Origin of the sequence: Bacillus glycinifermentans (genome assembly GCF_001042475.2) — a bacterium.
In the GTDB taxonomy this organism is placed as follows: domain Bacteria; phylum Bacillota; class Bacilli; order Bacillales; family Bacillaceae; genus Bacillus; species Bacillus glycinifermentans.
Window position 1 is genome coordinate 1 of the sequence record NZ_LECW02000021.1, and the last position, 26,914, is coordinate 26,914.

General features: G+C 50.3%; 25 protein-coding genes and 1 pseudogene. 2 read left to right on the top strand and 24 right to left on the bottom strand.

Annotation, left to right across the window (positions count from 1 at the left end; translation table 11 throughout):
- The 7 genes and pseudogenes from AB447_RS12690 to AB447_RS12720 form a co-directional block, all read right to left on the bottom strand.
- Positions 1-332: pseudogene (locus tag AB447_RS12690) on the bottom strand (phosphate acyltransferase PlsX); the annotation flags it as partial.
- A gap of 17 nt (positions 333-349) precedes the next feature.
- Positions 350-916: a transcription factor FapR gene (fapR, locus tag AB447_RS12695; protein WP_048354636.1), complete on the bottom strand. Its 567-nt coding sequence runs from the start codon at positions 914-916 to the stop codon at positions 350-352.
- 109 nt (positions 917-1,025) lie between these two features.
- Positions 1,026-3,074, bottom strand: coding sequence for an ATP-dependent DNA helicase RecG (recG, locus tag AB447_RS12700; RefSeq protein ID WP_048354637.1), 2,049 nt, complete (start codon positions 3,072-3,074; stop codon positions 1,026-1,028).
- Entirely contained in the window at positions 3,052-3,954 is a 903-nt protein-coding gene (gene sdaAA / locus AB447_RS12705; protein ID WP_048354638.1) for an L-serine ammonia-lyase, iron-sulfur-dependent, subunit alpha, read from the bottom strand. Before sdaAA ends, recG begins: the two co-directional genes overlap by 23 nt.
- Before the next feature lie 22 nt (positions 3,955-3,976).
- On the bottom strand, positions 3,977-4,639 hold the full coding sequence (gene sdaAB, locus AB447_RS12710; protein WP_046128996.1) for an L-serine ammonia-lyase, iron-sulfur-dependent subunit beta: 663 nt from the start codon (positions 4,637-4,639) through the stop codon (positions 3,977-3,979).
- A gap of 183 nt (positions 4,640-4,822) precedes the next feature.
- Positions 4,823-6,487, bottom strand: a complete 1,665-nt coding sequence (locus AB447_RS12715) for a DAK2 domain-containing protein (RefSeq protein WP_057957597.1) — start codon at positions 6,485-6,487, stop codon at positions 4,823-4,825.
- A 17-nt stretch (positions 6,488-6,504) separates the two neighbouring features.
- Positions 6,505-6,867, bottom strand: coding sequence for an Asp23/Gls24 family envelope stress response protein (locus AB447_RS12720; protein ID WP_046128998.1), 363 nt, complete (start codon positions 6,865-6,867; stop codon positions 6,505-6,507).
- Positions 6,868-7,148: 281 nt separating this feature from the next.
- Between AB447_RS12720 and rpmB the strand changes: the two genes are divergently transcribed.
- The gene (gene rpmB, locus AB447_RS12725) at positions 7,149-7,337 is read left to right on the top strand and encodes a 50S ribosomal protein L28 (RefSeq protein ID WP_003181685.1); all 189 of its coding nucleotides are present in this window, start codon (positions 7,149-7,151) and stop codon (positions 7,335-7,337) included.
- 86 nt (positions 7,338-7,423) lie between these two features.
- Here the strand turns inward: rpmB and spoVM are convergent, their stop codons facing one another.
- The 17 genes from spoVM to AB447_RS12810 form a co-directional block, all read right to left on the bottom strand.
- The gene (gene spoVM, locus AB447_RS12730) at positions 7,424-7,504 is read right to left on the bottom strand and encodes a stage V sporulation protein SpoVM (RefSeq protein ID WP_003221545.1); all 81 of its coding nucleotides are present in this window, start codon (positions 7,502-7,504) and stop codon (positions 7,424-7,426) included.
- A gap of 88 nt (positions 7,505-7,592) precedes the next feature.
- A complete protein-coding gene (locus AB447_RS12735; RefSeq protein WP_096892160.1) occupies positions 7,593-8,237 on the bottom strand; it encodes a thiamine diphosphokinase in 645 nt (214 codons plus the stop codon).
- Positions 8,238-8,312: 75 nt separating this feature from the next.
- Positions 8,313-8,969 (bottom strand): ribulose-phosphate 3-epimerase, encoded by a 657-nt coding sequence (gene rpe / locus AB447_RS12740; protein WP_048354640.1) that lies wholly within the window; start codon positions 8,967-8,969, stop codon positions 8,313-8,315.
- Between the two features lie 3 nt (positions 8,970-8,972).
- The gene (gene rsgA / locus AB447_RS12745; protein WP_057957598.1) at positions 8,973-9,854 is read right to left on the bottom strand and encodes a ribosome small subunit-dependent GTPase A; all 882 of its coding nucleotides are present in this window, start codon (positions 9,852-9,854) and stop codon (positions 8,973-8,975) included.
- 12 nt (positions 9,855-9,866) lie between these two features.
- A complete protein-coding gene (pknB, locus tag AB447_RS12750; protein WP_048354641.1) occupies positions 9,867-11,813 on the bottom strand; it encodes a Stk1 family PASTA domain-containing Ser/Thr kinase in 1,947 nt (648 codons plus the stop codon).
- Positions 11,807-12,571: a Stp1/IreP family PP2C-type Ser/Thr phosphatase gene (locus tag AB447_RS12755; protein ID WP_048354642.1), complete on the bottom strand. Its 765-nt coding sequence runs from the start codon at positions 12,569-12,571 to the stop codon at positions 11,807-11,809. The genes pknB and AB447_RS12755 overlap by 7 nt, the downstream gene beginning before the upstream one ends.
- A gap of 7 nt (positions 12,572-12,578) precedes the next feature.
- Positions 12,579-13,667 (bottom strand): dual-specificity RNA methyltransferase RlmN, encoded by a 1,089-nt coding sequence (gene rlmN, locus AB447_RS12760; protein WP_048354643.1) that lies wholly within the window; start codon positions 13,665-13,667, stop codon positions 12,579-12,581.
- Positions 13,660-15,012, bottom strand: a complete 1,353-nt coding sequence (rsmB, locus tag AB447_RS12765) for a 16S rRNA (cytosine(967)-C(5))-methyltransferase RsmB (RefSeq protein ID WP_048354644.1) — start codon at positions 15,010-15,012, stop codon at positions 13,660-13,662. Before rsmB ends, rlmN begins: the two co-directional genes overlap by 8 nt.
- Entirely contained in the window at positions 14,999-15,952 is a 954-nt protein-coding gene (gene fmt, locus AB447_RS12770; protein WP_048354645.1) for a methionyl-tRNA formyltransferase, read from the bottom strand. Before fmt ends, rsmB begins: the two co-directional genes overlap by 14 nt.
- Before the next feature lie 4 nt (positions 15,953-15,956).
- Positions 15,957-16,439 carry a peptide deformylase gene (gene def, locus AB447_RS12775; RefSeq protein ID WP_048354646.1) on the bottom strand — a complete coding sequence of 161 codons (483 nt, stop codon included), beginning with the start codon at positions 16,437-16,439 and terminating at the stop codon, positions 15,957-15,959.
- A 28-nt stretch (positions 16,440-16,467) separates the two neighbouring features.
- A complete protein-coding gene (gene priA / locus AB447_RS12780; protein ID WP_048406816.1) occupies positions 16,468-18,885 on the bottom strand; it encodes a primosomal protein N' in 2,418 nt (805 codons plus the stop codon).
- Entirely contained in the window at positions 18,882-20,099 is a 1,218-nt protein-coding gene (gene coaBC / locus AB447_RS12785) for a bifunctional phosphopantothenoylcysteine decarboxylase/phosphopantothenate--cysteine ligase CoaBC (RefSeq protein ID WP_048406815.1), read from the bottom strand. Before coaBC ends, priA begins: the two co-directional genes overlap by 4 nt.
- A gap of 79 nt (positions 20,100-20,178) precedes the next feature.
- Positions 20,179-20,379 carry a DNA-directed RNA polymerase subunit omega gene (gene rpoZ / locus AB447_RS12790; RefSeq protein WP_048354647.1) on the bottom strand — a complete coding sequence of 67 codons (201 nt, stop codon included), beginning with the start codon at positions 20,377-20,379 and terminating at the stop codon, positions 20,179-20,181.
- 3 nt (positions 20,380-20,382) lie between these two features.
- Entirely contained in the window at positions 20,383-20,997 is a 615-nt protein-coding gene (gene gmk / locus AB447_RS12795; protein ID WP_046129011.1) for a guanylate kinase, read from the bottom strand.
- A gap of 8 nt (positions 20,998-21,005) precedes the next feature.
- Entirely contained in the window at positions 21,006-21,275 is a 270-nt protein-coding gene (gene remA / locus AB447_RS12800) for an extracellular matrix/biofilm regulator RemA (RefSeq protein ID WP_003181657.1), read from the bottom strand.
- Between the two features lie 77 nt (positions 21,276-21,352).
- Positions 21,353-22,228, bottom strand: coding sequence for a YicC/YloC family endoribonuclease (locus AB447_RS12805; RefSeq protein ID WP_048354668.1), 876 nt, complete (start codon positions 22,226-22,228; stop codon positions 21,353-21,355).
- Positions 22,229-22,378: 150 nt separating this feature from the next.
- Positions 22,379-25,051 (bottom strand): calcium-translocating P-type ATPase, SERCA-type, encoded by a 2,673-nt coding sequence (locus AB447_RS12810; protein ID WP_048354648.1) that lies wholly within the window; start codon positions 25,049-25,051, stop codon positions 22,379-22,381.
- A gap of 139 nt (positions 25,052-25,190) precedes the next feature.
- On the opposite strand from AB447_RS12810, the gene AB447_RS12815 reads away from it, so the two are divergent.
- On the top strand, positions 25,191-26,906 hold the full coding sequence (locus AB447_RS12815; RefSeq protein WP_048406814.1) for an Rqc2 family fibronectin-binding protein: 1,716 nt from the start codon (positions 25,191-25,193) through the stop codon (positions 26,904-26,906).
- Positions 26,907-26,914 lie beyond the last annotated feature (8 nt).

A 26,914-nucleotide genomic window follows, 5' to 3' on the forward strand; every position in this document is an offset into this window, starting at 1 on the left:
ACGATAAAAAGTCCGGCTGTCATTAAAGCGCCGGTGTTTCCAGCCGAAATACAAGCGTCGGCTCTGCCTTCTGCAACTTCTTGCGCCATGAGGACCATCGAAGAGTTTTTCTTTCTTCTGACAGCCCGGACAGGTTCGTCTGTCGCTTCAATGACTTCTTCTGCATGTTTGACGGTGATCCGTCCGTGTTCTGTTAAATGGCCGGCTATTTTTTCCCGGTCTCCGATGAGTGTGATCTCAAGGTCCTGAAAATCCTTGACCGCCTGCATCACTCCGTCGATTACCGCTTTAGGAGCATTGTCGCCTCCCATAGCATCTACTGCAATTCTCATGACAAACGCGCCACCTTCTATGATTGTTTTGAACGATACATGACAAATTCGCCTGAAAACACAGGCTCTTCGGCAACAAAGCTGTTCACTTCGACAACCGTTCTGCCTTTATCTTTATCAAGCTTCACGACTTTCGCTTTTGCCACAACCCGCTCGCCTTGTTTGACCTGCCTTGTAAAGCGGATATCCGCTTTTGCGGTCAGCGCAAGCTCATCGTCGATGAGGGCGACGGCAAGCGAGTTGGCCTGGGCGAACAAATGGTGCCCCCTGGCGATTTGGTTGCGGCTGAACACGTGTTCCCTTCGGATCTCAAGGATCGAAATCGCATGTTCATCAAGCTCAAGGTCGATGATTTCTCCGATGACTTCATCAAGCGACAGCGACTTCACTTCGTCCTCGAGCGATTTTTCGGCAACACTTTTGATTCTTTCCCGAAGCTCGGGTATCGAAAGTTCCAAACGGTCTAAACGAATCGTCTGAATGCTGACTTTAAATTTCTCCGCCAACTCTTCGTCTGTAATGAACGGGGTCATTTTAATCGTCTGCTGCAGCAATTCTTGGCGTTCCCTTTTGCTTTTTCTCATATTTATAAACACCATCCGCGCAATTGTGACTAGGTACTAATAGTAGTATATAATTTCATAGATTGGAATGCAATCTTTCTTTCTCCTGTTCACGGTTGAAATTTCTGAGTCAGCTTAGTTTTTCACCGCCTATGATTCCGCTTTTTTGCAAATGCTCCCTTAACGGGGCATATTCGGAATCCGTCCAGAACGCTTTTGAGGAGACGAGCTCTGCCGCGTCTTTTCTGGCAGTCTCAAGCGCGCGGTAGTCATGGACCATGTCAGCGACTTTAAACTCCGGCATTCCGCTTTGCTTTTTGCCGAAAAAGTCGCCCGGCCCCCTTAGTTCGAGATCCTTTTCAGAAAGCTCAAAGCCGTCGGTCGTTTCGGACATGATCGCCATCCGCTCCTTGCCTGTTTCAGACTTCGGATCAGCCATCAGGATGCAGTACGACTGATGGTCGCCGCGTCCGACGCGGCCGCGAAGCTGGTGAAGCTGCGAGAGTCCGAAGCGGTCGGCATCATAGATCAGCATCATGGTCGCGTTCGGCACGTTTACGCCGACTTCCACAACGGTGGTCGAGACGAGAATCTGGCATTCATTGCTGCTGAACTGTCTCATCACTTGTTCTTTTTCATCGTTGGACAGTTTTCCGTGCATCAGCCCGATCCGCCATCTCCCTTGAAAAGCGTGGGTCAGCATGCTGTGCACATCGATCGCATTTTGCACGTCAAGTTTGTCCGACTCTTCGATCAGCGGGCAGATGACGTAAGCCTGCCTGCCTTTTTTCAGTTCTTTTTCAATAAAGGCAAGAATCCGTTCAAGCATGTCGTGCTTCACCCAATACGTCTCAATTCGCTTGCGTCCCGCCGGCATTTCGTCAATGATCGAGACATCCATTTCGCCAAATACCGTGATCGCGAGCGTTCTTGGAATCGGCGTCGCCGTCATGAACAGGACGTCGGGGTCCTTTCCTTTGCTTCGCAATTTTTTTCGCTGCTCGACGCCAAACCGGTGCTGTTCATCCGTAATGACAAGGCCGAGCTGCTGAAAATGCACATCGTCCTGGATGAGGGCGTGCGTTCCTACTAAAATATCAATTTCGCCTTCTTGCAGCCTTTCCAAAAGCTCCCGCCTTCTTTTGCCTTTTACAGAGCTTGTCAAAAGCGCGACATTGACATCCATGTTTTCAAACAGGGAAACCAATGAGTCCGCGTGCTGTTCGGCCAGTATTTCGGTCGGAACCATCAGCGCGCCCTGACAGCCGGATAAAATCGAAGCGTACAAAGCGATGGCGGCGACTGCCGTTTTGCCCGAGCCGACGTCGCCCTGCAGCAGCCGGTTCATTTTGTATTCGGAAGCCATATCGTTTAAGATGTCGCCAAGGGCTTTCGCCTGGGCGTTTGTCAGCGTAAACGGAAGGCTTTTGACAAATTGATCGACGTCTTCGCGTTTAAAGGCGTGCCTGATCCCCCGGGACTCTTCCCGCTCAAATTTCCGCAGCGCCTGCATTTTGAGCTGAAACAATAAAAATTCTTCATAGACAAAGCGGCGGCGCGCCTGTTTTAACGCCTCCCTCGTCTCCGGTTTGTGGATCGCTTTTACCGCATCCCGGTAAGAAGGAAGTTTGTAGGCGAGCCGCAGCTTTTCCGGAAGTGGATCCTCGGCGTATTGCAGATGGGTGTGAACAGCTTCCTGAATCAGTTTCCGCATCGTCTTTACCGTGATGTTTTCTTTCACCGAATAGACGGGTTCTATCGTTTGATCTTCCTTATGGGGTCCGTTTTTCAATTCCTGGACCATCACCGACTGCCTGTGCTTGTCCCATTTTCCTGAAACGGTGACAACCGACCCGATGGCCAGCTTCTTTTTCAAATACGGCCGGTTAAAGCAAATCGCCGTGATCAGGTAGTTTCCGACCAAAAGCCGAAACGTGAGTCGGCTCCGTTTTTTTCCGTAATATGTAAGAGAAGGCTCGCTGTGAACCTTCCCTTCGACCGTCACTCTCTCCTCGTGTGCCACTTCTTCCAAATCGCGCAATTCATAATCGTCATACCGGTACGGGAAGTAGTTCAAAAGATCGGAAACGTCGTAGATGCCGAGCTCGTTCAGCGTCTTTTCCGTTTCCGCCCCGATTCCTTTTACAACAGATACGCTATTTTGCAGATTGTTCTTCACGTGCAGTTGACGCCCCTCCGAATATTTTTTTCTCCAATTCTTTACCTGTCGGGGTTGCAGCGAGACCGCCGCGGCCAGTTTCCCTTAAAGCCGTCGGCATCGTTTGCCCGATTTTGTACATCGCATCAATGACTTCATCGCACGGAATCCGGCTCGTAATACCGGCGAGCGCCATATCTGCCGCAACCATCGCATTTGCCGCTCCCATCGCATTTCGTTTCACACAAGGAACTTCGACAAGCCCTGCGACGGGATCGCACACAAGACCGAGCACGTTTTTCAAGGCGATTGCCATCGCTTCGGCGCACTGTTCAGGCGTTCCTCCCGCCATTTCGACGATGGCCGCCGCAGCCATTCCTGAGGCAGATCCGACTTCAGCCTGACATCCCCCGGCCGCTCCGGAGATGCTCGCATTGTTGGCGACGACAAATCCGAACGCGCCTGAGGTGAATAAAAAGCGGACCATCTGCTCTTTTGTCGGATTGAGCTTGTCTTTGACGGCAAACAGCGTGCCGGGCACGACGCCTGCCGATCCTGCCGTTGGTGTCGCGCAGATCGTCCCCATTGCGGCGTTGACTTCATTTGTCGCAACCGCTTTGCTGACGGCGTCCAAAATCACGTCTCCTGACAGCCCTTTTCCCGATTTGAGATAAGCCTGCAGCTTGACGGCATCGCCGCCGGTTAATCCCGAGTGTGACTGAACGCCGCTGATGCCTTTTTCCACAGCCGCTTCCATCACTTCTAAATTGGCCTCCATCTGCTCGAAAATCTCTTCTCTCGTCCGGCCTGACACCTCGATTTCCTGGGTGATCATGATTTCTGAGATGGAGACGTTTTTCTCATTCGTCAGCTGTATCAATTCTTTTACGTTTCGAAACATATAAACTCCCTCTCTTTGTCCTTTAGTCGGCGATCTGCGTCACTTCGATGATATTCGGCAGCGTCCGCAGTTCGTCAAATACGGCCGGATCGATCGCCTGATCGACCTCGATTGTCATGAGTGCTTCCTGTCCGACGTCTTTGCGGGCCACTTCCATATGGCCGATGTTAATCGCGAATTTTGCCAGCACGTTGGCAACGCCTGCAATGGTTCCGTACCGGTCATTATGGACGACTAAAATAGCAGGGTGATTACCCGACAATCTGAGTTCAAAGCCGTTAAGCTCTATAATTTCGATTTTTCCTCCGCCGATCGAAATGCCCACAAGTTCAAGGGATCCTTCTTCATCAGAGATGAGAAGGCGGGCTGTATTCGGGTGTTTCGGCACCGCGTCTTCTTCGCGGAACTCGATTTCGATTCCCTTTTCTTCCGCGATGCGGATGGATTCTTTAATTCTTTCGTCAAATGTATCAAAATCTAAAAGACCGCCGATGATCGCCACATCCGTCCCGTGCCCTTTATAGGTTTCGGCAAAAGAGCCGTATAAAGAAACGATGATGCGTTTCGGTTCTCTTCCAAACACGCTTCTGGCGACCCTGCCGATTCTGGCGGCGCCTGCAGTATGAGAACTTGACGGTCCGATCATGACAGGCCCGATAATATCAAACACACTTCTGTATTTCATGTATATCCCCCTTTCATGCGTTCACAGATTTCACTGTGAATACCGGAAAACAGCCGTTTTTTTTAGACTAATCGATCTAAGTTCAATTGGCAAGCAGACAGCCGCGAGGAGCCCGCGAGCACGCTTTAAAAAAAGCCAAAAGAAGAGAAGGGCTTTTTTAAAACGCCCTTCTGCCGTCAATGATTATTCCACAGCCAAAATGTAAGAATACAGCGGCTGTTTGCCGTCATGAATTTCGACTTCAACATCTTCGAATGTTTCGCTGACATACTTGGCGAGCTCTTCTGCTTCTTCTTCTGAAGCGTCTTCGCCTTTCATAATCGTCACGATTTCGCTGTCTTCATCGATCATTTCGGCGATCAGCTTTTTGGCTGCCGTCAATTGCTCTGACGCTGTTTCAATGATTTTTCCGTCGAGGATGCCCATGAAGTCGCCTTTTTTAATGTCGATGCCGTCAATGTTCGTATCTCTGACAGCATATGTGATCTGTCCGCTTTTGACATGGGTGATCGCTTCAAGCATATTCGACTCGTTTTCTTCCGTGCTTGCGGCAGAGTTGAATGCGAGAAGCGCGGCCATTCCTTGAGGAACGGTCTTTGTCGGGACGACGATCACGGTTTGATCCGCGACGTCTGCCGCCTGGTTGGCCGCCATGACGATGTTGGAGTTATTCGGCAGGATCACGACTGTGTCCGCATTGGCATCCTTTATCGCCTGAACGATGTCTTCCGTGCTCGGATTCATCGTCTGGCCGCCTTCGATCACAACCGTCGCACCGATGCTTTTGAGGAGCTCGGCAATCCCTTCACCCATCGCTACGGTGACAACGCCGTACGGCTGTTTTTCGGCTGGAGCCTTAACAGCAGCATCTTCCTTCGTTTGACCGACAATCGCGCTGTGCTGCTCTCTCATATTTTCAATCTTCATATTGATCAAGCTTCCGTACTTTTGCGCATATGTCAGGACTTCACCCGGAACTTCGGCATGGATGTGCACTTTTGCAAGGTTCTCGTCAGAGACGACGAGCAGCGAATCGCCGAATCTGCTTAAATCCCGGCGGAACGCGTCTTCTTGAAAGCTGTCTTTCTCCTTGTCAAGCTTTACCATGAATTCCGTGCAATAGCCGAATTCGATGTCTTCAGTGTTCATATGACTTTGTGCGCTTTTATGATGCTCCGCGCTGACGAGATCGTCCAATGACGGAAGCGCGGCCGCTTTATCCGACAGCTTTTCTCCTTTTAAAGAAGCAAGGAAACCCTCATATACGTACAAGAGTCCTTTTCCTCCGCTGTCGACGACGCCGACTTCTTTTAATACCGGCAAGAGCTCAGGGGTCCGCTCCAATGAAGCAGACGCTTCCTTGACAACGGCCTCCATGACGGCAATGATATCGGTTTCAGTTCGCGCGGCGTGGACGGCTTTTCTGGCCGCGTCTTTCGCAACCGTCAAAATCGTGCCTTCTACCGGTTTCATGACCGCTTTATAGGCGGTGTCGACCCCGGCCTGAAACGCGGCCGCAAATTCCTTTGCATCAATTTCGCTTTTCTGTTCGATCGACTTTCCAAAGCCCCTGAACAGCTGCGATAAAATGACGCCGGAGTTTCCCCGGGCTCCCATGAGGAGCCCTTTAGAAAGGCTTGCCGCCACTTTGCCGATATTTGCCGTATCGATTTGCTCCACTTCTTTTGCACCGGATGTCATCGATAAATTCATGTTCGTTCCTGTATCACCGTCCGGCACGGGAAAAACGTTTAACGCATCAACCACGTTTGCGTTTTGAGACAGATGGTGCGCGCCGTACAGAATCATTTCTGCAAAGGCCTTCCCATCCAGGTTTCGTATAGACACTCTTGTTTTCCTCCTAACTACGGGTTCGTCACTCGTACTCCTTGTACGTAAATGTTTACGGAATCAACTGCAAGACCTATTGTGTGATCCAGCGTGTATTTGACTTTTGTTTGAACATTGTGTGCCACTTCTGAAATTTTTGTTCCGTAGCTGACAATGATGTACATGTCAATGTGAATGCGGTCTTCTTCCTGACGGACAATCACTCCGCGGCTGAAGTTCTCTTTTCTGAGGATTTCAGTCAGCCCGTCTTTAATTTGGTTCTTGGATGCCATACCTACGATCCCGTAGCAGTCAATCGCCGCCCCTCCGGCAACCATGGCGATGACTTCGTTCGATATATCAATCTGTCCGTATTTTGTTCGAAATTCGATGGACACGTCGGTTCCTCCTTTTTGAGTCTCTATGACCGAGTTATCATCATTCTACTATAAGGATCTTCTTTTTAAAAGAACAGGCAAGCTTCCCTCTGGACCCAACCCTACTTATACTACAGCGGGGTTATTTTTTCAAGATGTCAAGGAATTATTCTTGAAAGGAGAGTAATCAATAGTTGCAAACGGTTTTCAGCTGTGGTAAATTATTAAAGTATGTGAAGCATCACAAACGATCAAATGATAATGAATAATGATGTTTGTTTTTAGAGTTAGGAGGGAAACGAATGGCACGTAAATGCGTTATTACAGGCAGAAAATCACGTTCTGGCAATTCTCGTTCTCACGCGATGAACGCTTCTAAACGCACATGGGGCGCAAACGTTCAAAAAGTGCGCATCCTTGTGAACGGCAAGCCTAAAAAAGTATATGTATCTGCTCGAGCTTTGAAATCTGGAAAAGTTGAGCGTGTATAAGAAAAAATAAACGCCTGCCCAAAGCGACTGTGTTTGAGGGCAGGCGTTTTTTCGTTCTTTTTCGTCCAGGGAAGAAGGGGCGCTTGCTAGTCTTTGCGAAACGAACCCAGCATCGCCCGGACGATTCCCCCCAGAAACTTCGGTAATTTAATGGTGTAAAATTTCATTCCGTTCCCTCCTATAAGAGCCCCTGTAAACCGCATGTCTGACAACCGGATCCCTAAACATCCGCTTAGCGGAAAGAGCCGCGATATTTTAATCAGTGCTTCTTATCATTATTAATATGCCTTCAGTAAACGAAAAAGCACCTTGTGATCGGATGAGTTCGTTACTAATACATAGTGTCGAACCAAGTGCAATATGACACTTATTTAAAGAATACTTAAATCCTTCGAGAGAAAGGTTATTCACCGTTTCTGTAAACGGCAGGAATGACACGTACGGCTTCACGGGGTCGCGCAGGACGGTATAGGAGCCTGGGGAGAACATGCTGATCGTATTTTGCCGGTCGATCATTACGGCGCTCACATTGCGTTGGAGCGCCTGGTAAAGAAGCTGCAGATTTCCGAGAAAATGGTCGGCCCTGCCTCCTGAGATGCCGAACATCCTGATGGAGGCTGGCCGCTGCTCGACTGCCCAGCTGAGGGCGAGGTCCAGGTCTGTCTTGTCCTTCTCGGCTTGATAGATATGGAGGCCGGGCGCGGCTTTTTCAATCGCTTTTTTTTGCTCTATTGTGATGCTGTCAAAATCGCCGAACGCTTCATCCGGAATGATCCCTGAATCGAGAAGCGTCACCGCTCCCCTGTCAACGCCGATCCAAAACGCATCCTTTTCCCGGTACTCTGACAAATCGGGGATGAGGTTCCCGGGTCCTCCGGCAACAATATTGATGTTCATGATCGATGTATCCTTTCTCACGCCGTTTTAAAAAAGAGCCCGGCTTCGAAGGCCGGCTCTCTTTTTGGCTAAAACGTGTTATCTAAGCGCTCCTCTAATGTCTGCAATGGCTTTTTTGCGGTCTTTCTCGTTGTAGATTGCAGAACCCGCAACAAGCAGGTTAGCGCCTGCTTCTGTACACTGTGCAGCCGTCTCTTTGTTGACGCCTCCATCGACTTCGATCAATAGATCGGAAAGCCCGTTCTTATCTGCAAGCTCTTTGACTTGCCTGATTTTCGAAACGACGGAAGAAATAAACGACTGCCCGCCAAAGCCGGGGTTCACCGTCATCAATAACACGAGATCAAGGTCTTTTATCACATGTTCGATCTGCTGGACAGGGGTGTGCGGGTTTAACACGACGCCCGCTTTCACCCCCTGCTCCTTGATCAGCTGGATCGTCCGGTGAAGATGCGGACAGGCTTCGACATGGACGGAAATCATGTCCGCCCCCGCTTTTGCAAACGCGGGAATATAGCGGTCCGGCTCTTCAATCATCAAGTGGACATCGAGCGGCAGCTTCGTAATCGGGCGGACGGCTTCTACGACAAGCGGTCCGATCGTCAGGTTGGGAACAAAATGCCCGTCCATCACGTCAATATGGATGTAATCGGCACCGCCTTGTTCAACATCTTTAATCTCTTCGCCCAATCGGGCAAAATCTGCTGAAAGAATCGATGGAGCAACATATACCATATTTTAATACCTCGGCTTTCTGTCTTTGATCTCTGATAAAAATTCAACATAATGATCATACCGGTATGAAGCGATTTCTCCATTTTCCACCGCTTTTTTCACGGCGCAGTCCGGCTCTTTTACATGCAGGCATCCGCGGAATTTGCACGCAGCGCTTTTTTCTGCGATCTCCAAAAATGTATAGCCCAAATCTTCCGCTTCAATGCCCGTGAACTCAAGCGAGCTGAATCCCGGCGTATCCGCGATGAGTCCGCCGCCCGCATGAATCAGCTCGACGTGGCGCGTCGTATGCTTTCCCCTGCCGAGATGAGCCGAGATACGTGCGGTTTTCAATTCAAGGCCGGGGCTGATCGCATTTAACAGCGAAGATTTCCCGACGCCGGACTGGCCGGCAAACACGGTAATGCTGTCTTGAAAATGCGGAATGATCTCTTCCGTGCCGCTTCCGTTTTTCGTTGACGTCAAATAGACGTGATAGCCGATCTGCCGGTAGTCTTCGGCATAGCGCCTGATTTCGCCTTCCCGGTCCTCCCCGGCCAAGTCCATTTTCGTAATGCAGATAATCGGCTTGATATCATTCGCTTCAACGAGAACTAAAAAACGATCCAAAAGCGAAGTGCTGAAATTCGGCTCTTTTGCCGAAAACACAAGAACCGCCTGATCGACATTGCTGATCGGAGGCCTCACCAATTCGTTGACCCTTTTTTTTATCTCAAGAAGGTAGCCTTCCTTATCATTGTCGGCTTGATATACGACATCGTCGCCGACAAGGGGGGTGACTTTATTTTTCCTGAATATCCCCCTCCCCCTGCATTGAATGACCTGATCACCATCCAATACGTAATAAAAGCCGCTTAACGCTTTAATGATTTTGCCCTCGGGCATATTGCACCTCCTTTATTCATCGTCAGGATATTCGATCGTTTTTGACCTGATCACTTTATTGTTGACCGTCACTTGATAATACCCTTTTTGGCCCGGCTCAATTTTAAATTTGATCGTCCGCTCGGCCGGGGCGGTGATTTTAAAGTTTTCATAGGAATCTGAGATGCTGTGCTCGGCATCATCGATTGAGATCTGGACGTCGAGCTCTTCGCCCGGCGTATCCGGCTCATAAGGGATGTCGATCTTTTCCGTCACCGTCTTGGCCGGTTTTTTTTCAGGTCCGAGCGAAAACGTGACCTCGACTTTTGATCCCGGTTTGACAGACGTCCCGGCCGCAGGCTTTTGCTTTATGACCTGGCCTTCCGGAACATCGTCGGAATGTTTCTCCTTCTCAACAAGGACGAGCTGGTGGTCTTCCAAATAGCCGGAAGCCGCCTGTTTGCTGTACGTTTTCAAATCCCTGAGCGTAATATTTTCAGGCCCCAGGCTGACCGTCAATTTGACGTCATCATCGCCGGGGACGATTTCCGCTCCCGCTGACGGCTGCTGACCGATGACGGTTCCCGCTTCCTCATCATCATACACCTCTTCTGTTGTAACGTGTTTAAAGCCTTTTTGTTCAAGCAGGTCTTTCGCCGTATCGATGTTCTGGCCGACAACATCGTCAACCTCTTTTTTCTCCTTGCCCGAACTTTTATAAAGCTTGACCGTCGCGCCTTCCTTGACAACATCGCCGGCCGCCGGATCGGATTTGACGATCAGGCCTTCCTTGATTTTTTCGTCGGCAATGTCTTCGGCGTTCGGATCAACTTCAAATCCGTCATTTTCAAGAAGGGTGACAGCCTCTTCATACTCAAGGCCGGCCACATTGGGAACCTTCACATCTTTCGGTATGAACAGCGACGGAAATACCGTCACCGCCAAGATAACGGACGTGACCAAAATAAAAAACAGCGTCAATACAACGAGCGGCCACTTCTTCCTTTTTTTCTTTGCTTTTTTGTGTGGTGCAGCCGGCTCGTCAACCGGGGCGCTTGAATGCCCCCCGTTTCCGTCATCAGGCACATCTTTGATGACAGGGACCGCTTTTGTCATTTCATCGTCCGGCGGGATCGTGAATTTCTGTTCGTTCATCCTGTCCGGATCAAAAGCCGTCCTCAAATCGCTTTCCATGTCCTCGGCCGTTTCGTAGCGGTGAAACGGATCTTTGGCTGTCGCCTTTAGAACGACGTTTTCCAAGCTTTGCGGCACGGCCGGATTCCACCTTTTCACTGAAGGCGTTTCCGATTGCAGGTGCTTGAGCGCGATGCTGACCGCTGACTCCCCTTCAAACGGCGTACGTGCGGTTAACAGCTCAAACAGCACGATGCCGAGCGAATAAATATCGGATTTTTTCGTGGACAGGCCGCCCCTTGCCTGTTCGGGCGAAAGGTAATGGACCGAGCCCAAAACCGAGTTGGTGTGTGTGATGGTCGTAGAGCTTAACGCCATGGCGATGCCGAAATCGGTGACTTTAATATGTCCCAAATGGTCAATCAGGATATTGTGCGGCTTGATATCCCTGTGGACAATCCGATTATCATGGGCGTGTGCGATAGCCGACACGATTTGCTCCGTGATCTGGACCGCTTCTTTTGGGTGAAGGGGGCCGGATTGGTTTATGTATTCTTTCAGGGTCATTCCCTCTACGTACTCCATCACGATATAATAGATGTCATCTTCTTCTCCGACATCATAAATGCTGACGATATTCGGATGATCGAGACTTGCGGCGGCCTGGGCTTCCCTTCTGAAACGCCTGATAAAATCGGCGTCATGAACGAAGTCAAACCGCAGCACCTTAATCGCGACTTCCCGGTCGAGTATGATGTCATTTGCCAAATAAACGTTAGCCATTCCCCCTCCGCCAATGGCTCGCAGGATGTGATAACGTCCGCTGATCCGTTTGCCGATTAGCACTTGTCTTCACCTTCTTCAGTTTGAGAAGGAAGCTCCAGCAGCACAACGGTAATGTTGTCTTCACCGCCGTTGTCATTTGCCGCCTGAACAAGCCGCTCCGCTTTTTCTTCCAAGGAAGAAGCAGATTGAAGCATATCTTTCAGCTTCACATCATCGACCTTGTTCGTCAGGCCGTCGGAACATAACAGAACCTTATCACCTGGTTCCATTTCAAAGGAATGGGCCTCTACCTCCACTTCGGGATCTGTGCCGAGCGCTTTCGTCAGCACATTTTTCCGCGGGTGATGTTCGGCGTCTTCTTTTGAAATCCCCCCTGTCCGCACCAGTTCATTGACAAGCGAATGGTCTTCGGTCAGCTGTGTGAAGCTGTCTTTGTGCAGGAGGTAGCAGCGGCTGTCTCCGATATGGGCTACCGTCAGCGTTTTTCCCGTATATAAGGCGCAGACGACCGTCGTCCCCATTCCATGGCATTCTTCGTGCGCCCTCGAATGGTCGTAAACCTTTTGGTTGACGGCGGTAATCTGTCCTTTTAGCCAGGTTTCGGTTTCAGCCGGTGAATCCGGAATATCTTGCGCCTGCTCCCAGGCGTCCTTGAGGGCAGAGACCGCCATCCTGCTGGCGACGTCTCCCGCAAGATGGCCTCCCATTCCGTCGCAGACAACGGCCAAAACCCGCTCTTCTTTTCCTGTAAAAATGCCGGCATCATCTTCATTGTGCTGACGTATCTTTCCCCTGTCTGTTTTTAAGGCTGTCTTCAACCTTGATTCACCTCGTCTCTTCTTGACGCTCCTTCGCACGCAGCTGTCCGCAGGCAGCGTCAATATCATGGCCTTGCTCTCTTCTGATCGTAACATTGACTCCATGAGACTTTAATGTTTTTTCAAAGGCGAAAATCTGTTCTTTAGGTGTTCTGACATAGTCTCGTTCGGGTACATAATTGACGGGAATTAAATTGACGTGACACTTGATTCCTTTTAATAGCGCTGCGAGTTCTTCCGCGTGTTCAACCTGATCGTTGACACCGCCGAAAAGCCCGTACTCAAAGGTGATCCTTCTGCCGGTTTTCTTGATATAGTAATCGACGGCCTTCATCAGCTCAGGCAGCTTGTATGCCCTGTTGATCGGCATCAGCCGGCTTCTGATCTCGGTGTTTGGCGCATGCAGTGAAATCGCAAAGTTGATTTGCAGCTTTTCATCTGCAAACTCGTAGATTTTCGGAATGATCCCGCTCGTTGACACTGTAATATGGCGCGCGCCGATGTTCAGTCCTTTATCATGGTTGACGATTTTTAAAAAGGCGAGCATCTCCTGGAAATTATCGAACGGTTCGCCGATTCCCATGATCACGATAGAGCTGACGCGCTCATCTGTTTCATCGAGCGCCTGCTGCACCTTGACAACCTGTGCGACGATTTCCCCGGCTTCAAGGTTCCGCTTCAGCCCGCCGAGCGTGGATGCGCAAAATGTACAGCCGATGCGGCAGCCGACCTGTGTGGTGACACAAACAGAATTGCCGTAATCGTGTCTCATTAAAACGGTTTCGATCGTATACCCGTCATGAAGTTCGAATAAGAATTTCATCGTTCCGTCCTGGGATGTCTGCTTGACGGCCGTTTTGAGCGTTGTCAATACAAAATGCTCTTTGAGCTTATTGCGAAGCTCTTTTGAAAGGTTTGTCATCTCGTCAAATGACGAAACTCTTTTACTATATAGCCATTCAAAGATTTGCGTGGCGCGGAAAGGCTTTTCGCCGTTTTCCTCAAGCCAGCTTTTGATGTCATCGATTTCAAAAGAATAAATCGACGGTTTCTCAGTCCGCAATTCTTTTCTTGCCTTTTGTTTTGATTCAATCATTGTGATCCCTCTTTCTCATGCTGCAAATAAAGAAGCCGTCTGTACCGAAATAATGGGGAAGAATTTGAATACTTCCGTCCTTCACATAAGGCGCGGCTTTTTCCGGCAGCCGGTCCTTCAGCGTCGGATCAAGTTCAAATTCATCGTGTTCTTCCAAAAACGCATGCATGACTTGTTCGTTTTCTGTCCGGTCTATTGTACACGTACTGTAGACCAGTGTGCCGCCTTTTTTCAAAAGCGGCGCGATTTCGTTTAAAATCGCGAGTTGAATGCCGGAAAGGCGGGCGCTGTCTTCCGGTGTTTTGCTGTATTTGAGATCCGGCTTCCTGCGGATGACGCCGAACCCTGAGCACGGCGCGTCGACGAGAATCCGGTCAAATTGCTCCGGCTGAAAAACTTCGGCCGCTTTTCTGGCATCCATTGCTGCCGTTTCAATGTTGGAAAGTCCGAGCCGGCCGGCGGTTTCCCTGATGAGCTTCACTTTATGCTTGTGCAGATCGAGGGAAACGACCTTCCCGGTATTTTCAAGGAGCTCGCCGATATGAGTCGATTTCCCTCCCGGAGCCGCGCACGCATCAAGTACTGTTTCACCCGGCTTTGGACCGAGGGCCCTCGCGACGAGCATCGAGCTTTCATCCTGGATCGTCACATCGCCTTCCTTGAAAAATGGGGTTGAAGCAATCGTTCCCTTTGACAGTTTGAGTGCGTCCGGCGAGAGGTCGCCTTTTTCGGCCTCAATTCCCGCTTCGCTCAAGTGCTTGAGCATCGTGTCCCTGTCGTTTTTCAGCCTGTTGACGCGGATCGTCTGCTTTGGCGGTATCATATGAATGCGGCAAATGCGTTCGGCCGCCTCAAATCCGTACGCTTCCGCCCATTCTTTGACAAGCCATTCCGGATGGCTCGTTTCGGTCGCCAGGCGCTTAACCGGATCGCCGATTTCCGCAAATGAAGGAACGCCTTCCCTCTGGACGGAACGCAAAACCCCGTTGACAAATGAAGAAATTCCTTTATGCCCGCGTTTTTTCGCGATTTCTACCGCTTCAAACAATGCGGCCCGATCCGGGATTTTCTCCAAATATTCCATTTGATACAGCGACAATCTTAACAGGTGGATTACCCACGGCTTCACTTTTTCCGGCTTTTTAATAAACGGCTTCAGCATATAGTCGAGGGCAAGCTTGTTTTGAAGGGTGCCGTATACGAGTTCAGTTAAAAGACCCCTGTCCTTGTCGTTTAAATCGTTCGTTTTCATGACCGACTGCAAAAGAAGGTTGCTGTACGCTTGATTTTGATCAAGCTTAATCAATGTATCGAGCGCGACTTCCCTGACATTACTTTTTTTCATCGTTATACCCTAATTTCATTCCGGCTTGAAGACCCGCTCCCCTGACGAAATCTTCGCCTTTCATTCTTTTTTTCCCGGCAGGCTGCACTTCCGTTAGTTTAAGTGAAGTGCCGTTTCCTGCGGCGACAACGATGCCGTCTTTTTCAATAGCGATGATCTCTCCCGGCTCAGCCTGTTTTTCTGCGGAAACTTTTTCGGCCGCCCATACTTTCAAGATTTGTCCCCCGAGGGTCGTATATGCGACAGGCCATGGGTTTAAGCCGCGGACCTGGTTGTACAATACCTCGCCGGGCTGTGACCAGTCGATCCGCTCTTGATCGCGCTTAATGTTTGGAGCGTATGTCGCTTTTTCCTCATCCTGCTCTTCCGGCGTCACGGAGCCGTCTACTACTTTCGGCACCGTTTCAGAAAGAAGCGCGGCCCCCGCTTTGCTCAATTTGTCGTGGAGCGTGCCGACATTATCGTGCTCTTCGATGTCAACTTCGACTTTTGACAGCATATCTCCGGCATCGAGCTTTTCGACCATGTACATGATCGTCACGCCTGTCTTTTGCTTTCCTTCAAGGATCGCATAATGGATCGGCGCTCCTCCGCGCAGCTCAGGGAGAAGGGACGCATGGACGTTGATGCAGCCGTATTTCGGATAATCCAACAGCTTTTTCGGCAGGATTTGCCCGAATGCCGCCGTTACGATTAAATCAGGCTTAAGCTCAAGGATCTTGTCGGTCTCCTGTTCTTCCCTCACTTTTTCCGGCTGAAGCACGGGAATTCCGTGGCGCAGCGCTTCCTCCTTAACCGGCGGCGGTGTCATCACTTTTTTTCTGCCTTTCGGACGGTCAGGCTGGGTGACGACGCCCACCACTTCATAGCCGTCCTTAATCAGCGTGTTCAGCACAGGAACCGAAAAATCCGGCGTTCCCATAAAGACAATCCTTGTCATCCAATCATCCTTCCATTTCCGCAAGTTCTTCCGCATCATAATAGCGCGTGATTTTTGATGTAAATAAAATGCCGTCCAAATGGTCGATTTCATGAAGCAGCGCTCTGGCCAAAAAGCCCTCCGCTTCAATGGTGAACGGCTTTCCGCGGCGGTCGAGCGCCCGCACTTTCACGTAATCAGACCGCATGACCTCACCGTACAGATCGGGGAAGCTTAAGCATCCTTCCGGTCCTGTTTGTTCGCCGCGCTCCTCGATGACCTCGGGATTAATCAGTTCGATTCTTCCCGTTTCATCACCGATATCGACGACTGCCGCCCTTTTGGAGACGCCGATTTGCGGTGCAGCCAGTCCGACTCCGTCAAGTTCAAGCATCGTATCATACATGTTATCAAGTAGTTTTTTCAACGATTTATCAAAAGCCGTAACGGGCTCGGCAGGCGTTTCGAGAACATCTGCCGGGTACGTCACAATCGGTTTTACTGCCAATCTAAAATTCCTCCATCACATTGTATTGTTACATCATCATATACGGATTCATATCGATCGAGATCGTCAATTGCTTTTGTTCGATATCGCGCTTGTAATGATCCATGATGTTTTTCAGCAAAGGTGCCAGCTGATGATCCTGTTTGTATTTTATCACGCATTGGTAGCGATATCTATCCTTGATCCTGGCGATCGGCGAAGCGACGGGCCCGAGGATTTTCGCATCTCCCTGAATGTTCGCCTTTAAATATTGGACGATTTTTTCAGTAACGAGAGCCGTCTTTGTCACTTCTTCATGGGACACGGTGATCAGAGCCAAGTAATAATACGGCGGATACGCCTGTACCCTTCTGTGCATCATCTCCTGCTGAAAAAACGTTTCATAGTCGTGCGTTTTTGTAAGCTGGATGCTGTAGTGTGACGGTGTATAGGTTTGAATGATCACCTTGCCCGGTTTTTCGTGGCGCCCCGCTCTCCCGCTGACTTGCGTCATCAGCTGAAACGTCTTTTCAGCGGCCCTGAAATCAGGGATGTGCAGCATCGTGTCTGCGCTCAGCACGCCGACGAGCGTGACGTTTTCGAAATCAAGGCCTTTGGCGATCATCTGCGTCCCGAGCAAAATGTCGGCTTCACCTTTGCCGAAGGATGTCAGCAGCTTTTCATGCGCTCCTTTCCGGGACGTTGTATCAACATCCATGCGGATCACTCTGGCTTGCGGGAGAATTTTCGTCAATTCTTCTTCGACGCGCTGCGTCCCTGTGCCAAAGTAGCGGATGTGCTCGCTTGTGCATTCGGGACATGTTGACGGCATGCCGGTTTCAAAGCCGCAGTAGTGGCATTTCAGGCGCTGTCCGAATCTGTGGTATGTGAGGGAAATTTCGCAATGCGGACACTGGATGACATAGCCGCAGTCCCTGCACATCACAAATGAGGAATAGCCCCTTTTGTTTAAAAAGAGGACGGCCTGTTCGCCTTTTTCAAGCGTTTTTTCGAGTTCTTCCATTAAAGCTCTCGAAAACATCGAGCGGTTTCCGTTTCTCAGCTCCTCCCTCATATCGACCAGCGAAACATCAGGCATGACCTGGCTGTTGACGCGGTGCTTGAGGGACAGAAGCTTGTACACGCCTTTTTTGGCTCTTGCATACGATTCGAGCGTCGGCGTCGCGCTCCCGAGAACAACCGGACACCGGTGGTGCTCAGCACGTTTAATCGCCGCTTCCTTCGCATGATATCTCGGCATTTCTTCCTGTTTGTATGACGTCTCATGCTCTTCATCAATGATGATCATTCCGAGGTTTTCAAACGGGGCGAAAATCGCAGAGCGAGCCCCTACGGCAAGGCGGACCTCTTTGCGGTGGATTTTTCGCCATTCATCATACTTTTCTCCTGTGGAAAGGCCGCTGTGCAAAACCGCCACCTGTGAGCCGAACCGGCCTTTAAAACGATGAACCATCTGCGGAGTCAACGAGATTTCCGGCACGAGGACGATCGCTTCTTTTCCGGCGTTCAGCACCTTTTCAATCGATTGCAGATAGATTTCCGTTTTGCCGCTTCCCGTTACACCGTGAAGGAGGAAGACGTCATGACGATCGTTTTCAACCGCTTCAGAAATCGCTTCATAAGCCCGCGACTGCTCTTCTGTCAGCGGAAGCGGTTCGGTTTTTTTGAACATTCTGTCCTGATAGGGGTCCCGGTAAACCTCCCGTTCGCCTTCCTGTAACAAACCTTTTTGCAAAAGCGGTTTCAAGGAAGCGGACGACCCTCCGGTTTTGTCTACAAGCTCTTTTACGGTTACGGTCATCCCTTCACTGCCCTCAATAAAAAATTCGAGAATCGCTTTTTGTTTGACAGCCTGCGGGGAAAGCCCCGAAAGCGCCTCTTTCAGTTCAGCTTTCGAACGGAGGGCCGATACCGTGCGCTGCGTCTTTTTGTTCGTTTTTTGGTTGACCTTGTATGTCACTTCAAGGTTTCCCTCTTGTACCTGGCGCTGAATGAGCTTTAGTGTCCGGGGATCTTCGATATCTGAATAGGAAAGCGCGTTTCTTTCAGAAAACAGGCTTTGTAATGGTTCTGGAAGCGGTTCGTTCCCGATCACTTTGATTTCTTTTGCGTATTTCGCTTTCATGGCCGGCGGAAGCATCGCCTGTAAAGCCGTGATTTTATATGAAAGCGTCTTTTCCGTCAGCCAGTCGGACAGCTCGAGAAGCTCTTCAGTCAAAACAGGCGTCAGGTCAAGGATTTCCTCAATGTCCTTGACAGACCGCCCGGAAAGATCTGAAGCGTCTTTCACATTGATGACGAACCCTTGAATTTTACGGGGACCGAAGGGGACGACAACCCGCATCCCTTTCTTGATCATTCCCCTCCATTTGTCAGGTATCCGGTAATCAAACGGTCTGTCTATATTTTTAGTGGTGACATCGACGATCACTTCGGCAAAATTCATGAAGACGTCCCGCCCCGTTCGGCGAGCGCTGCGGCGTCCTTCAGGATTTCAGATGCGACCTCCCGCTTCGTCATGAGCGGGTGCGCTTTCTTATCTCCGTTTTTATAAAAAACCGTCACAATGTTCGTCTCCGTTCCAAAGCCGGCGCCTTCAGCCGTAATGTTGTTGGCGACGACCATGTCGAGGTTTTTAGATGCCAGCTTTTTTTGCGCGTACTCTTCGACATGCTGTGTTTCCGCAGCGAAGCCGATTAAGATTTGTTTTGTTTTCCGCTGACCGAGCTCTTTTAAAATATCTTTTGTCCGCTCAAGCTCAATCACGAGGCTCCCGTCTTTTTTCTTCATTTTTTGGTCATGGACGTATTTTGGCTTATAGTCCGCGACCGCTGCGGTTTTAAAAACGATGTCTGCGTCTTCAAATACGGATAAGACCGCATCATACATGTCATCAGCCGAATTGACGCGGACGACGTCAACAGCGGACGGCGCTTCAAGCGATGTCGGACCGGAAACCAGTGTCACACGGGCGCCCAGCTTTGCCGCTTCTTCAGCGATGGCATAGCCCATCTTGCCCGTCGAACGGTTTGAGAAAAAGCGGACAGGGTCGATCTGCTCCCTTGTCGGACCCGCTGTGACCACAACGTGTTTACCTTTCAAAGGGCCCATCCTTCCGCCTGAAAAGTGCTCTTCGGCAAGTTCGACGATCCGCTCAGGCTCCTCCAGCCTGCCTTTGCCGACATAACCGCACGCAAGGTACCCTTCACTCGGTTCAATAAACCGGTAGCCGTCTTGATACAGAATGCCGATATTCCGTTTTACGGCCGGATGGTCATACATATGAACGTTCATCGCCGGCGCGATCCATACCGGCGCGGTCGTCGCCAAAAGCGTCGTCGTCAGCATGTCATCGGCGATGCCTGACGCGAGTTTTCCGATGATATTGGCCGTAGCCGGAGCGACGATGACGAGATCGGCCCAGTCGGCGGCATCGATGTGGGCGATCACGCGGGGATTCGGTTCTTCAAATGTATTTGTATATACTTCATGCCGGGAGAGCGCCTGAAAGGTGAGCGGGGAAACAAATTCACAGGCGGATTTTGTCATGATGACCTTCACGTTTGCCCCTGCCTGAACAAGCTTACTCGTCAGTGCGGCCGCTTTATAAACCGCAATCCCTCCGCTTACGCCCAGCAAGATGTTTCGATTTTTCAGCATCGTTTTTCCCCCTTAAGTTTTGGTTCGTGGCCGTGAAAAAAATAACAACCTAATGGATAGGTTGCTATTTTTTCGGCTATTAGCGATTTTCCTTTTCAAACGTCAATAGGCCAGCATCAATTTCTTCAAGGGCTCTGCCGACAAATTTGTGAGATTTCGGATTTTCGATCTGTTCGTCTTTGTTCATCTGCATTTCGCGGGCGCGTCTTGCAGCAACGGTCACAAGCGTGTATTTTGAATCCAGTTTATTCATGAGAGAGTCAATTGACGGATCTAGCATAAGTTATTCAACCTCCAGCATTTTCTTATATCTCGGGGCAACGCGATCCCGCCTCAAATGCTCGGCGAGAACGATTGCTTTAATTTTTTCGCAAGCAAGCTCGATGCTGTCATTTTCGACAACATAGTCATAGGCGTCCATCAGTTCGATTTCTTCCTTCGCCGCTTTCATCCGGTTTTCGATGAGGGCCTCTGTTTCCGTCCCTCTTGTGACGATCCGGTTTTTCAGCTCGGCGAGGCTCGGCGGCGCCAAAAAGATAAACAGCCCTTCAGGAAAGGCCTTCCTCACTTGAAGCGCTCCCTGAACCTCGATTTCAAGGAAAACGTCCTTTCCTTCCTGAAGCGTTTTTTCAACGTAGTCAATGGGCGTGCCGTAATAGTTGCCGACGTACTCAGCCCATTCGAGCAGCTTGTTGTTCTCAATCATTTCTTCAAACTCTTCGCGGGTTTTAAAAAAGTAGTCCACTCCGTCCCGTTCGCCTTGTCTCGGCTTTCTCGTCGTGACGGAAATCGAATATTCAAATTTTGTGTCCTCCTGAGCAAACAGCGCCTGTCTGACTGTTCCTTTGCCGACGCCTGAAGGGCCGGAGAGAACGATCAATAATCCTCTTTCTTTCATAAGGCTCTTTATCCCTGCCCTTCATCCATGATTTCTTCTTTTACAGAAAGCCTTTGTGCTACTGTCTCAGGCTGGACGGCAGATAAGATGATATGGTCACTGTCCATAATGACAACCGCACGCGTTCTTCTTCCATATGTAGCATCTATGAGCATGCCGCGGTCCCTCGCATCCTGGATCATCCGTTTGATGGGCGCGGACTCAGGACTCACAATCGAGATGAGCCGGTTGGCGGATATGATATTTCCAAAGCCGATATTGATCAGTTTAATCGTCATCCTATACGTTCCCCCTGTATATTTGGACGTCTCTAGTTTAACCTGATGAGAACGTCCGTAAACAATACGCACAATCGCTATTCTATATTTTGCACTTGTTCTTTTATTTTTTCAATAGAGCTTTTCATTTCGACCACGCATTTTGTGATGCGGTGATCATTTGCCTTTGAACCAATCGTGTTGGCTTCGCGGTTTAATTCCTGAACGAGGAAGTCGAGCTTGCGGCCGCTGGCGCCTCCCGCTTCGCAAATATCGCGGAACTGGCGGAAATGGCTTTTCAGCCTCGTTACTTCTTCCGTGATGTCGGAGCGGTCTGCAAATAAGGCCACTTCCGTCAGCAGGCGGCTTTCGTCAAAACGGTCGGCCGACCATTCTTCAAGCCTTGATTCAAGGCGTTCGCGGTAATGGTCGACGACCGCGGGGGCGAGCGCTTCGATTTCGCCGGTCAGCTTCTCAAGCTTAGCGATGTGCTGAAGGCAGTCGTCTTTCAGCCTCGCTCCCTCAGCTTCGCGCATGCTGCACAGTTCGCTGACGGCCGCTTCAACCGTCTCAAGGAGAACCCGCTCAAGGTGTTCGTGATAAACGGGCTCCTCTTCGATTTGAATGACGTGTTCAAACCGAAAGGCGTCATGAAGCGTGATCTCGCCTGAAAGCTTATAGCGGTCTTTCAGCTCGTCAGCCGTTTTCATGTATTCTTCAAGCAGCGGCCAGTCGACCTGGATTTTCCGGCTGATGAGCGCCTCGTCGTCAACCGAAACGAACAGCTCCAGCCGTCCTCTTTGTATATGTTTAAAAATCGTCTGCTTTATTTTGTCTTCCAAATAGAGCAATGGCCTTGGCATGCGGGCGTTCACTTCTTTAAAGCGATAGTTGACAGATTTCAGCTCAACAGCTACTGTCAGACCATCCTCCGCTTTGCTCGCGCTGCCGAAACCGGTCATACTCCGTATCATAAAACACACCCAATTCTGTATACTTTCATCAAAAATTGATGATGCTTTAGGCAATGACGTGCCTTCTCCCCGAAAAAGCCGGAGCGTTTTCCGGCAAGCTTAAAAAGGCAATAGAAACCTCTATTACCTTTAAGATTATATCATACAAGCCTACTTTTTTCTTGTCAAAAGTGACCCGGCAAGCAAAAAAGTTGGGATGGCCGACATTCCGATAATCAGCAGCCAGTCCGCCATTAAGATCGGCACGGTGTGGAAGATCGGCTGCAGCGGCGGATAGTAAATGACGACAAGCATCAATACGATCGAAGACAACACAGCGCCGAGCAAATAAACGTTTTCAAACGGGTTCCGTTCAAAAATGGACCGCTCGCTGCGGCAGTCAAACACGTGAATGAGCTGGGCAAGCACCAGAGTAGCAAACGCGACGGTCTGGGCATATGCAAGCGCATCCGGGTTGCGGTGGTAGATAAACATGAACGCCGCAAGCGTCGCCGCCCCGATTAAAAAGCCGCGCGATACGACTTTCCAGCCAAGGCCTCTCGCAAAGACCCCCTCTTTCGGGTGGCGCGGCTTCCGCCTCATCACATCGCCTTCCGGCTGATCCATTCCGAGCGCCATGGCCGGCAGTCCGTCCGTCACAAGGTTGACCCAAAGGATCTGGATCGGAACGAGCGGCAACGGCAGGGCAAGCATCATCGCAAACAGCATGACAAGAATTTCCCCGACATTTGAAGCGAGCAGATATCTGATAAACTTCCTAATATTTTCGTAGATGTTCCGCCCTTCTTTGATCGCCGACTTGATCGTGGCAAAATTATCATCGACGAGAATGAGGGATGAAGCTTCTTTGGCAACGTCCGTTCCGGTGATGCCCATCGCGATGCCGATATCGGCCTGCTTGATCGCCGGCGCATCATTGACGCCGTCACCTGTCATCGCGACCACATGGCCGTTTTCCTGATAGGCGGTGACGATTTTCAGCTTGTGCTCTGGCGATACTCTGGCAAACACGTACACATCTTCGACGATTTCTGTCAGCTCTTCCTGTGTAAGCTCATTGAGCGTCTGCCCGTCCATGACTTTACCGCCCCGCGGCAAGAGCCCCAGTTGTTTCGCAATCGCCTGTGCCGTTGTCACGTGGTCGCCTGTGATCATGACCGTTTTGATCCCGGCATCGCGGCATTCTTTAATGGCCTGTTTTACTTCAGGCCGAGGCGGGTCAATCATTCCCATAAGCCCGATAAACGTTAAGTCGGACTCCGCTTTCTCAATGGAGAGATTCGCAGATTCCTTGACCGGTTTATAGGCCACTGCAATCGTCCTCAGCGCCTGGGATGCGAGCATTTCCAGCGCTGTGTTCGTTTCGGCGAGTCTCTCTTTTGAAAACGGCTCTCGCCTGCCTTCTTTATAAACGGCGGAGGAGCGCTTCATTAACACATCGGGAGCTCCCTTGGCAATGACAAAGCGCTTGCCGCTTGCATCCTCCGCGACGACGGACATCATTTTCCGGGCGGAATCGAACGGAAACTCTTCGACAATCTTAAAATGTTCGCCGACATACCGGTCCGTAAACCCCGCTTTTTTGGCGGCCGTCAGCAAAGCGCCTTCCGTCGGGTCTCCATCGAGGCGGAACTCGCCGTCTTCTTCAATGATCGAGGATGAATTGCACAATGCCCCAAACAGGAGCACCTGCTGCAATGACTTGTGGTTTTTGACTTGAATATCCCGGCCGTTCATGCTGAAAGAGCCTTGGGGATCATAGCCGATGCCTGACACGTTCCACGTTTTCCCCTCTGACCATACGTGGGTGACGGTCATTTTGTTCTGCGTCATCGTTCCCGTCTTATCGGAGCAAATAATCGAAGCGCATCCCAGCGTTTCAACGGCGGGCAGCTTTCTGACGATCGATTTTTGCCTGATCATCCGCTGAACGCCGAGGGACAGGGCGACCGTGACAATCGCCGGCAGCCCTTCAGGAATGGCGGCGACGGCGAGCGAAACGCCGGCTAAAAACATGCTGTACAGATCATGGCCTCGCACAACGCCTGCCACCACGACAAGGAGCGTCAATAACAGCGCCGCCACGATCAGAATTTTTCCGAGCTCCTCCAGCCTTCTTTGTAGCGGAGTCGCCGCATTTCCGGCCGATTCAAGCATATCGGCGATTTTTCCCATCGCCGAGTTCATCCCGGTGCCAATGACGATGCCGATCCCGCTTCCCCTTGTCACGAGCGTTCCCATAAAGGCCATATTCTTCAAATCGCCGAGCGACACATCCGAAGCCTGAAAACGTTCCGACTGCTTTGATACCGGGAGCGACTCGCCGGTAAGGGCCGACTCTTCTATTTCAAGGCTTTTCGTCTCGATCAGCCTGAGATCAGCGCCGATTCTGTCCCCGCTTGAAAAGCGCACAACATCTCCCGGCACAAGCTCTTTTGAAGGAATTTTAACCCAGCTTCCGTCGCGGAGCGCCGTCACCTGCGGGGCGGACAGTTCCTTCAATGCCTGAAGCGATTTCTCCGCCTTTCGTTCCTGGAAAAAACCGAGGATGCCGTTTACGAAGATGATCGCAATGATGGCAATCGCGTCGATATATTCACCCAAAAAGCCGGAAACCAACGTCGCCGCAAGCAGCACAAGAACCATGAAGTCTTTAAACTGCGAAAAAAACAAAGCCAGTGCCGACGTTTTTTCGCCTTCAAGAAGTTCGTTTGCCCCGTGTCTTTCAAGCCGCTTTTTAACCTCTTTTTCTGTCAGCCCTTTCTCAATGGACGTTTTTGTTACGTTTAACAATTCGGTTTGTCCCATCTCGTGCCATTTCATTGAATCGTCCACTCCTTCTGCCCTTAAAGCTTTCCTTTGTCTCTATAAGTCAATTTATTCAGACTCGTCCTAAATCATGCTATAATTATTCGGACAGACACATGATGAAGAGGATTAATAAGAAAAGGGTGTTTTTAATATGTCTTTTGACGGCATTTTTACATACGGAATGATAGGAGAATTGAATGAAACGATTAGGGGCGGGCGGATCACCAAAATCCATCAGCCGTTTAAGCACGAGCTGATTTTTCACATCAGGGCGAACGGAAAAAACCGCAAACTGCTGCTCTCCGCCCACCCCAGCTATGCCAGGGTTCATCTTACAGAGGAAGCGTACGACAATCCGAGCGCTCCGCCGATGTTTTGCATGCTTCTTCGCAAGCATTTGGAGGGCGGTTTCGTCGAACAGATCGAACAAGTCGGCATGGACAGGGTGATCGTATTTCACATGAAAAGCCGCAATGAAGTCGGCGACATGCTCACGAGAAAGCTCGTCGTGGAAATCATGGGAAGGCACAGCAACATCGTCTTGACCGACGGGGAAAAAGGCGTCATCATTGACAGCTTAAAGCACCTTTCTCCATCGATTAACAGCTATCGGACCGTTCTTCCAGGCTATGATTACATCCTGCCGCCCGCGCAAAACAAGCTGTCACTGCTTGAGGCGGATAAGGAAGACATTCTCCGCCATCTCAATTTTCAGGAGGGAAAATTGGACAGACAGATCGTCGACACCTTCTCCGGGATCTCCCCCCTCTTTGCAAAAGAAGCCGTGTTTCGGGCCGGGCTTGCAAACAGGGCAACGCTTCCAGATGCGCTCATGACGATGTTTGCCGACGTCAAAAACCGGTGCTTTACCCCTCAGCTTGTGACAGAAGACGGAAAGGAATATTTCTATCTGCTTGATTTGACGCATGTAAAAGGAGACAGGCGGCCATTCGGGACGCTGAGCGGACTCCTTGACCGCTACTATTTCGGAAAAGCGGAAAGGGACCGCGTCAAACAGCAGGCTCATGACTTGGAACGGTTCGTCATGAACGAAAAGAAAAAGAACGAAAACAAGATCAAAAAGCTCAAAAAAACGCTGGCGGATTCCGAAAACGCCAAGGAATACCAGCTGTACGGAGAGCTGTTGACGGCAAACCTTTACAAGCTGAAAAAAGGCGATAAAGAAGCCAAAGTCGTCAACTATTATGATGAAAACGGCGGGGAGGTCACAATTTCCCTCAATCCGAATAAAACGCCGTCTGAAAATGCGCAAAGCTATTTTACAAAATATCAGAAGGCGAAAAATTCAGTGGAGGTCGTCAAAGAACAAATCAGGCTCGCTGAGGAAGAGATCGCTTATTTCGACCAGCTGATGCAGCAACTCGCGTCTGCATCGCCAAAGGATCTGCAGGAAATTCGCGAAGAGCTTCAAGAAGGAAACTATTTGCGCGCCAAACAGCAGCCGGGCCAGAAAAAGCAGAAAAAACAAGCGCCTTCTCTGGAAACTTATGAATCTACGGCAGGAGAAACGATCCTCGTCGGAAAAAACAACAAGCAGAACGAATATTTGACGATGAAGCTTGCCGCCCGGGACGACCTTTGGCTGCACACGAAAGATATTCCGGGCTCGCACGTCGTGATCCGCGCAAGCGACCCTGACGAACAAACGATCCTTGAAGCAGCCCGGATCGCAGCATACTTCAGCAAAGCGAAAAACTCAGCTTCAGTCCCTGTCGACTATACGAAAATACGCCATGTCAAAAAGCCGAACGGCGCAAAGCCCGGCTTTGTCACATATGACCGACAGCAAACCGTTTTCGTGACGCCTGATGAAGACCTTGTCATCAAGCTGAAAACATCGCGCTAAACGAAAAA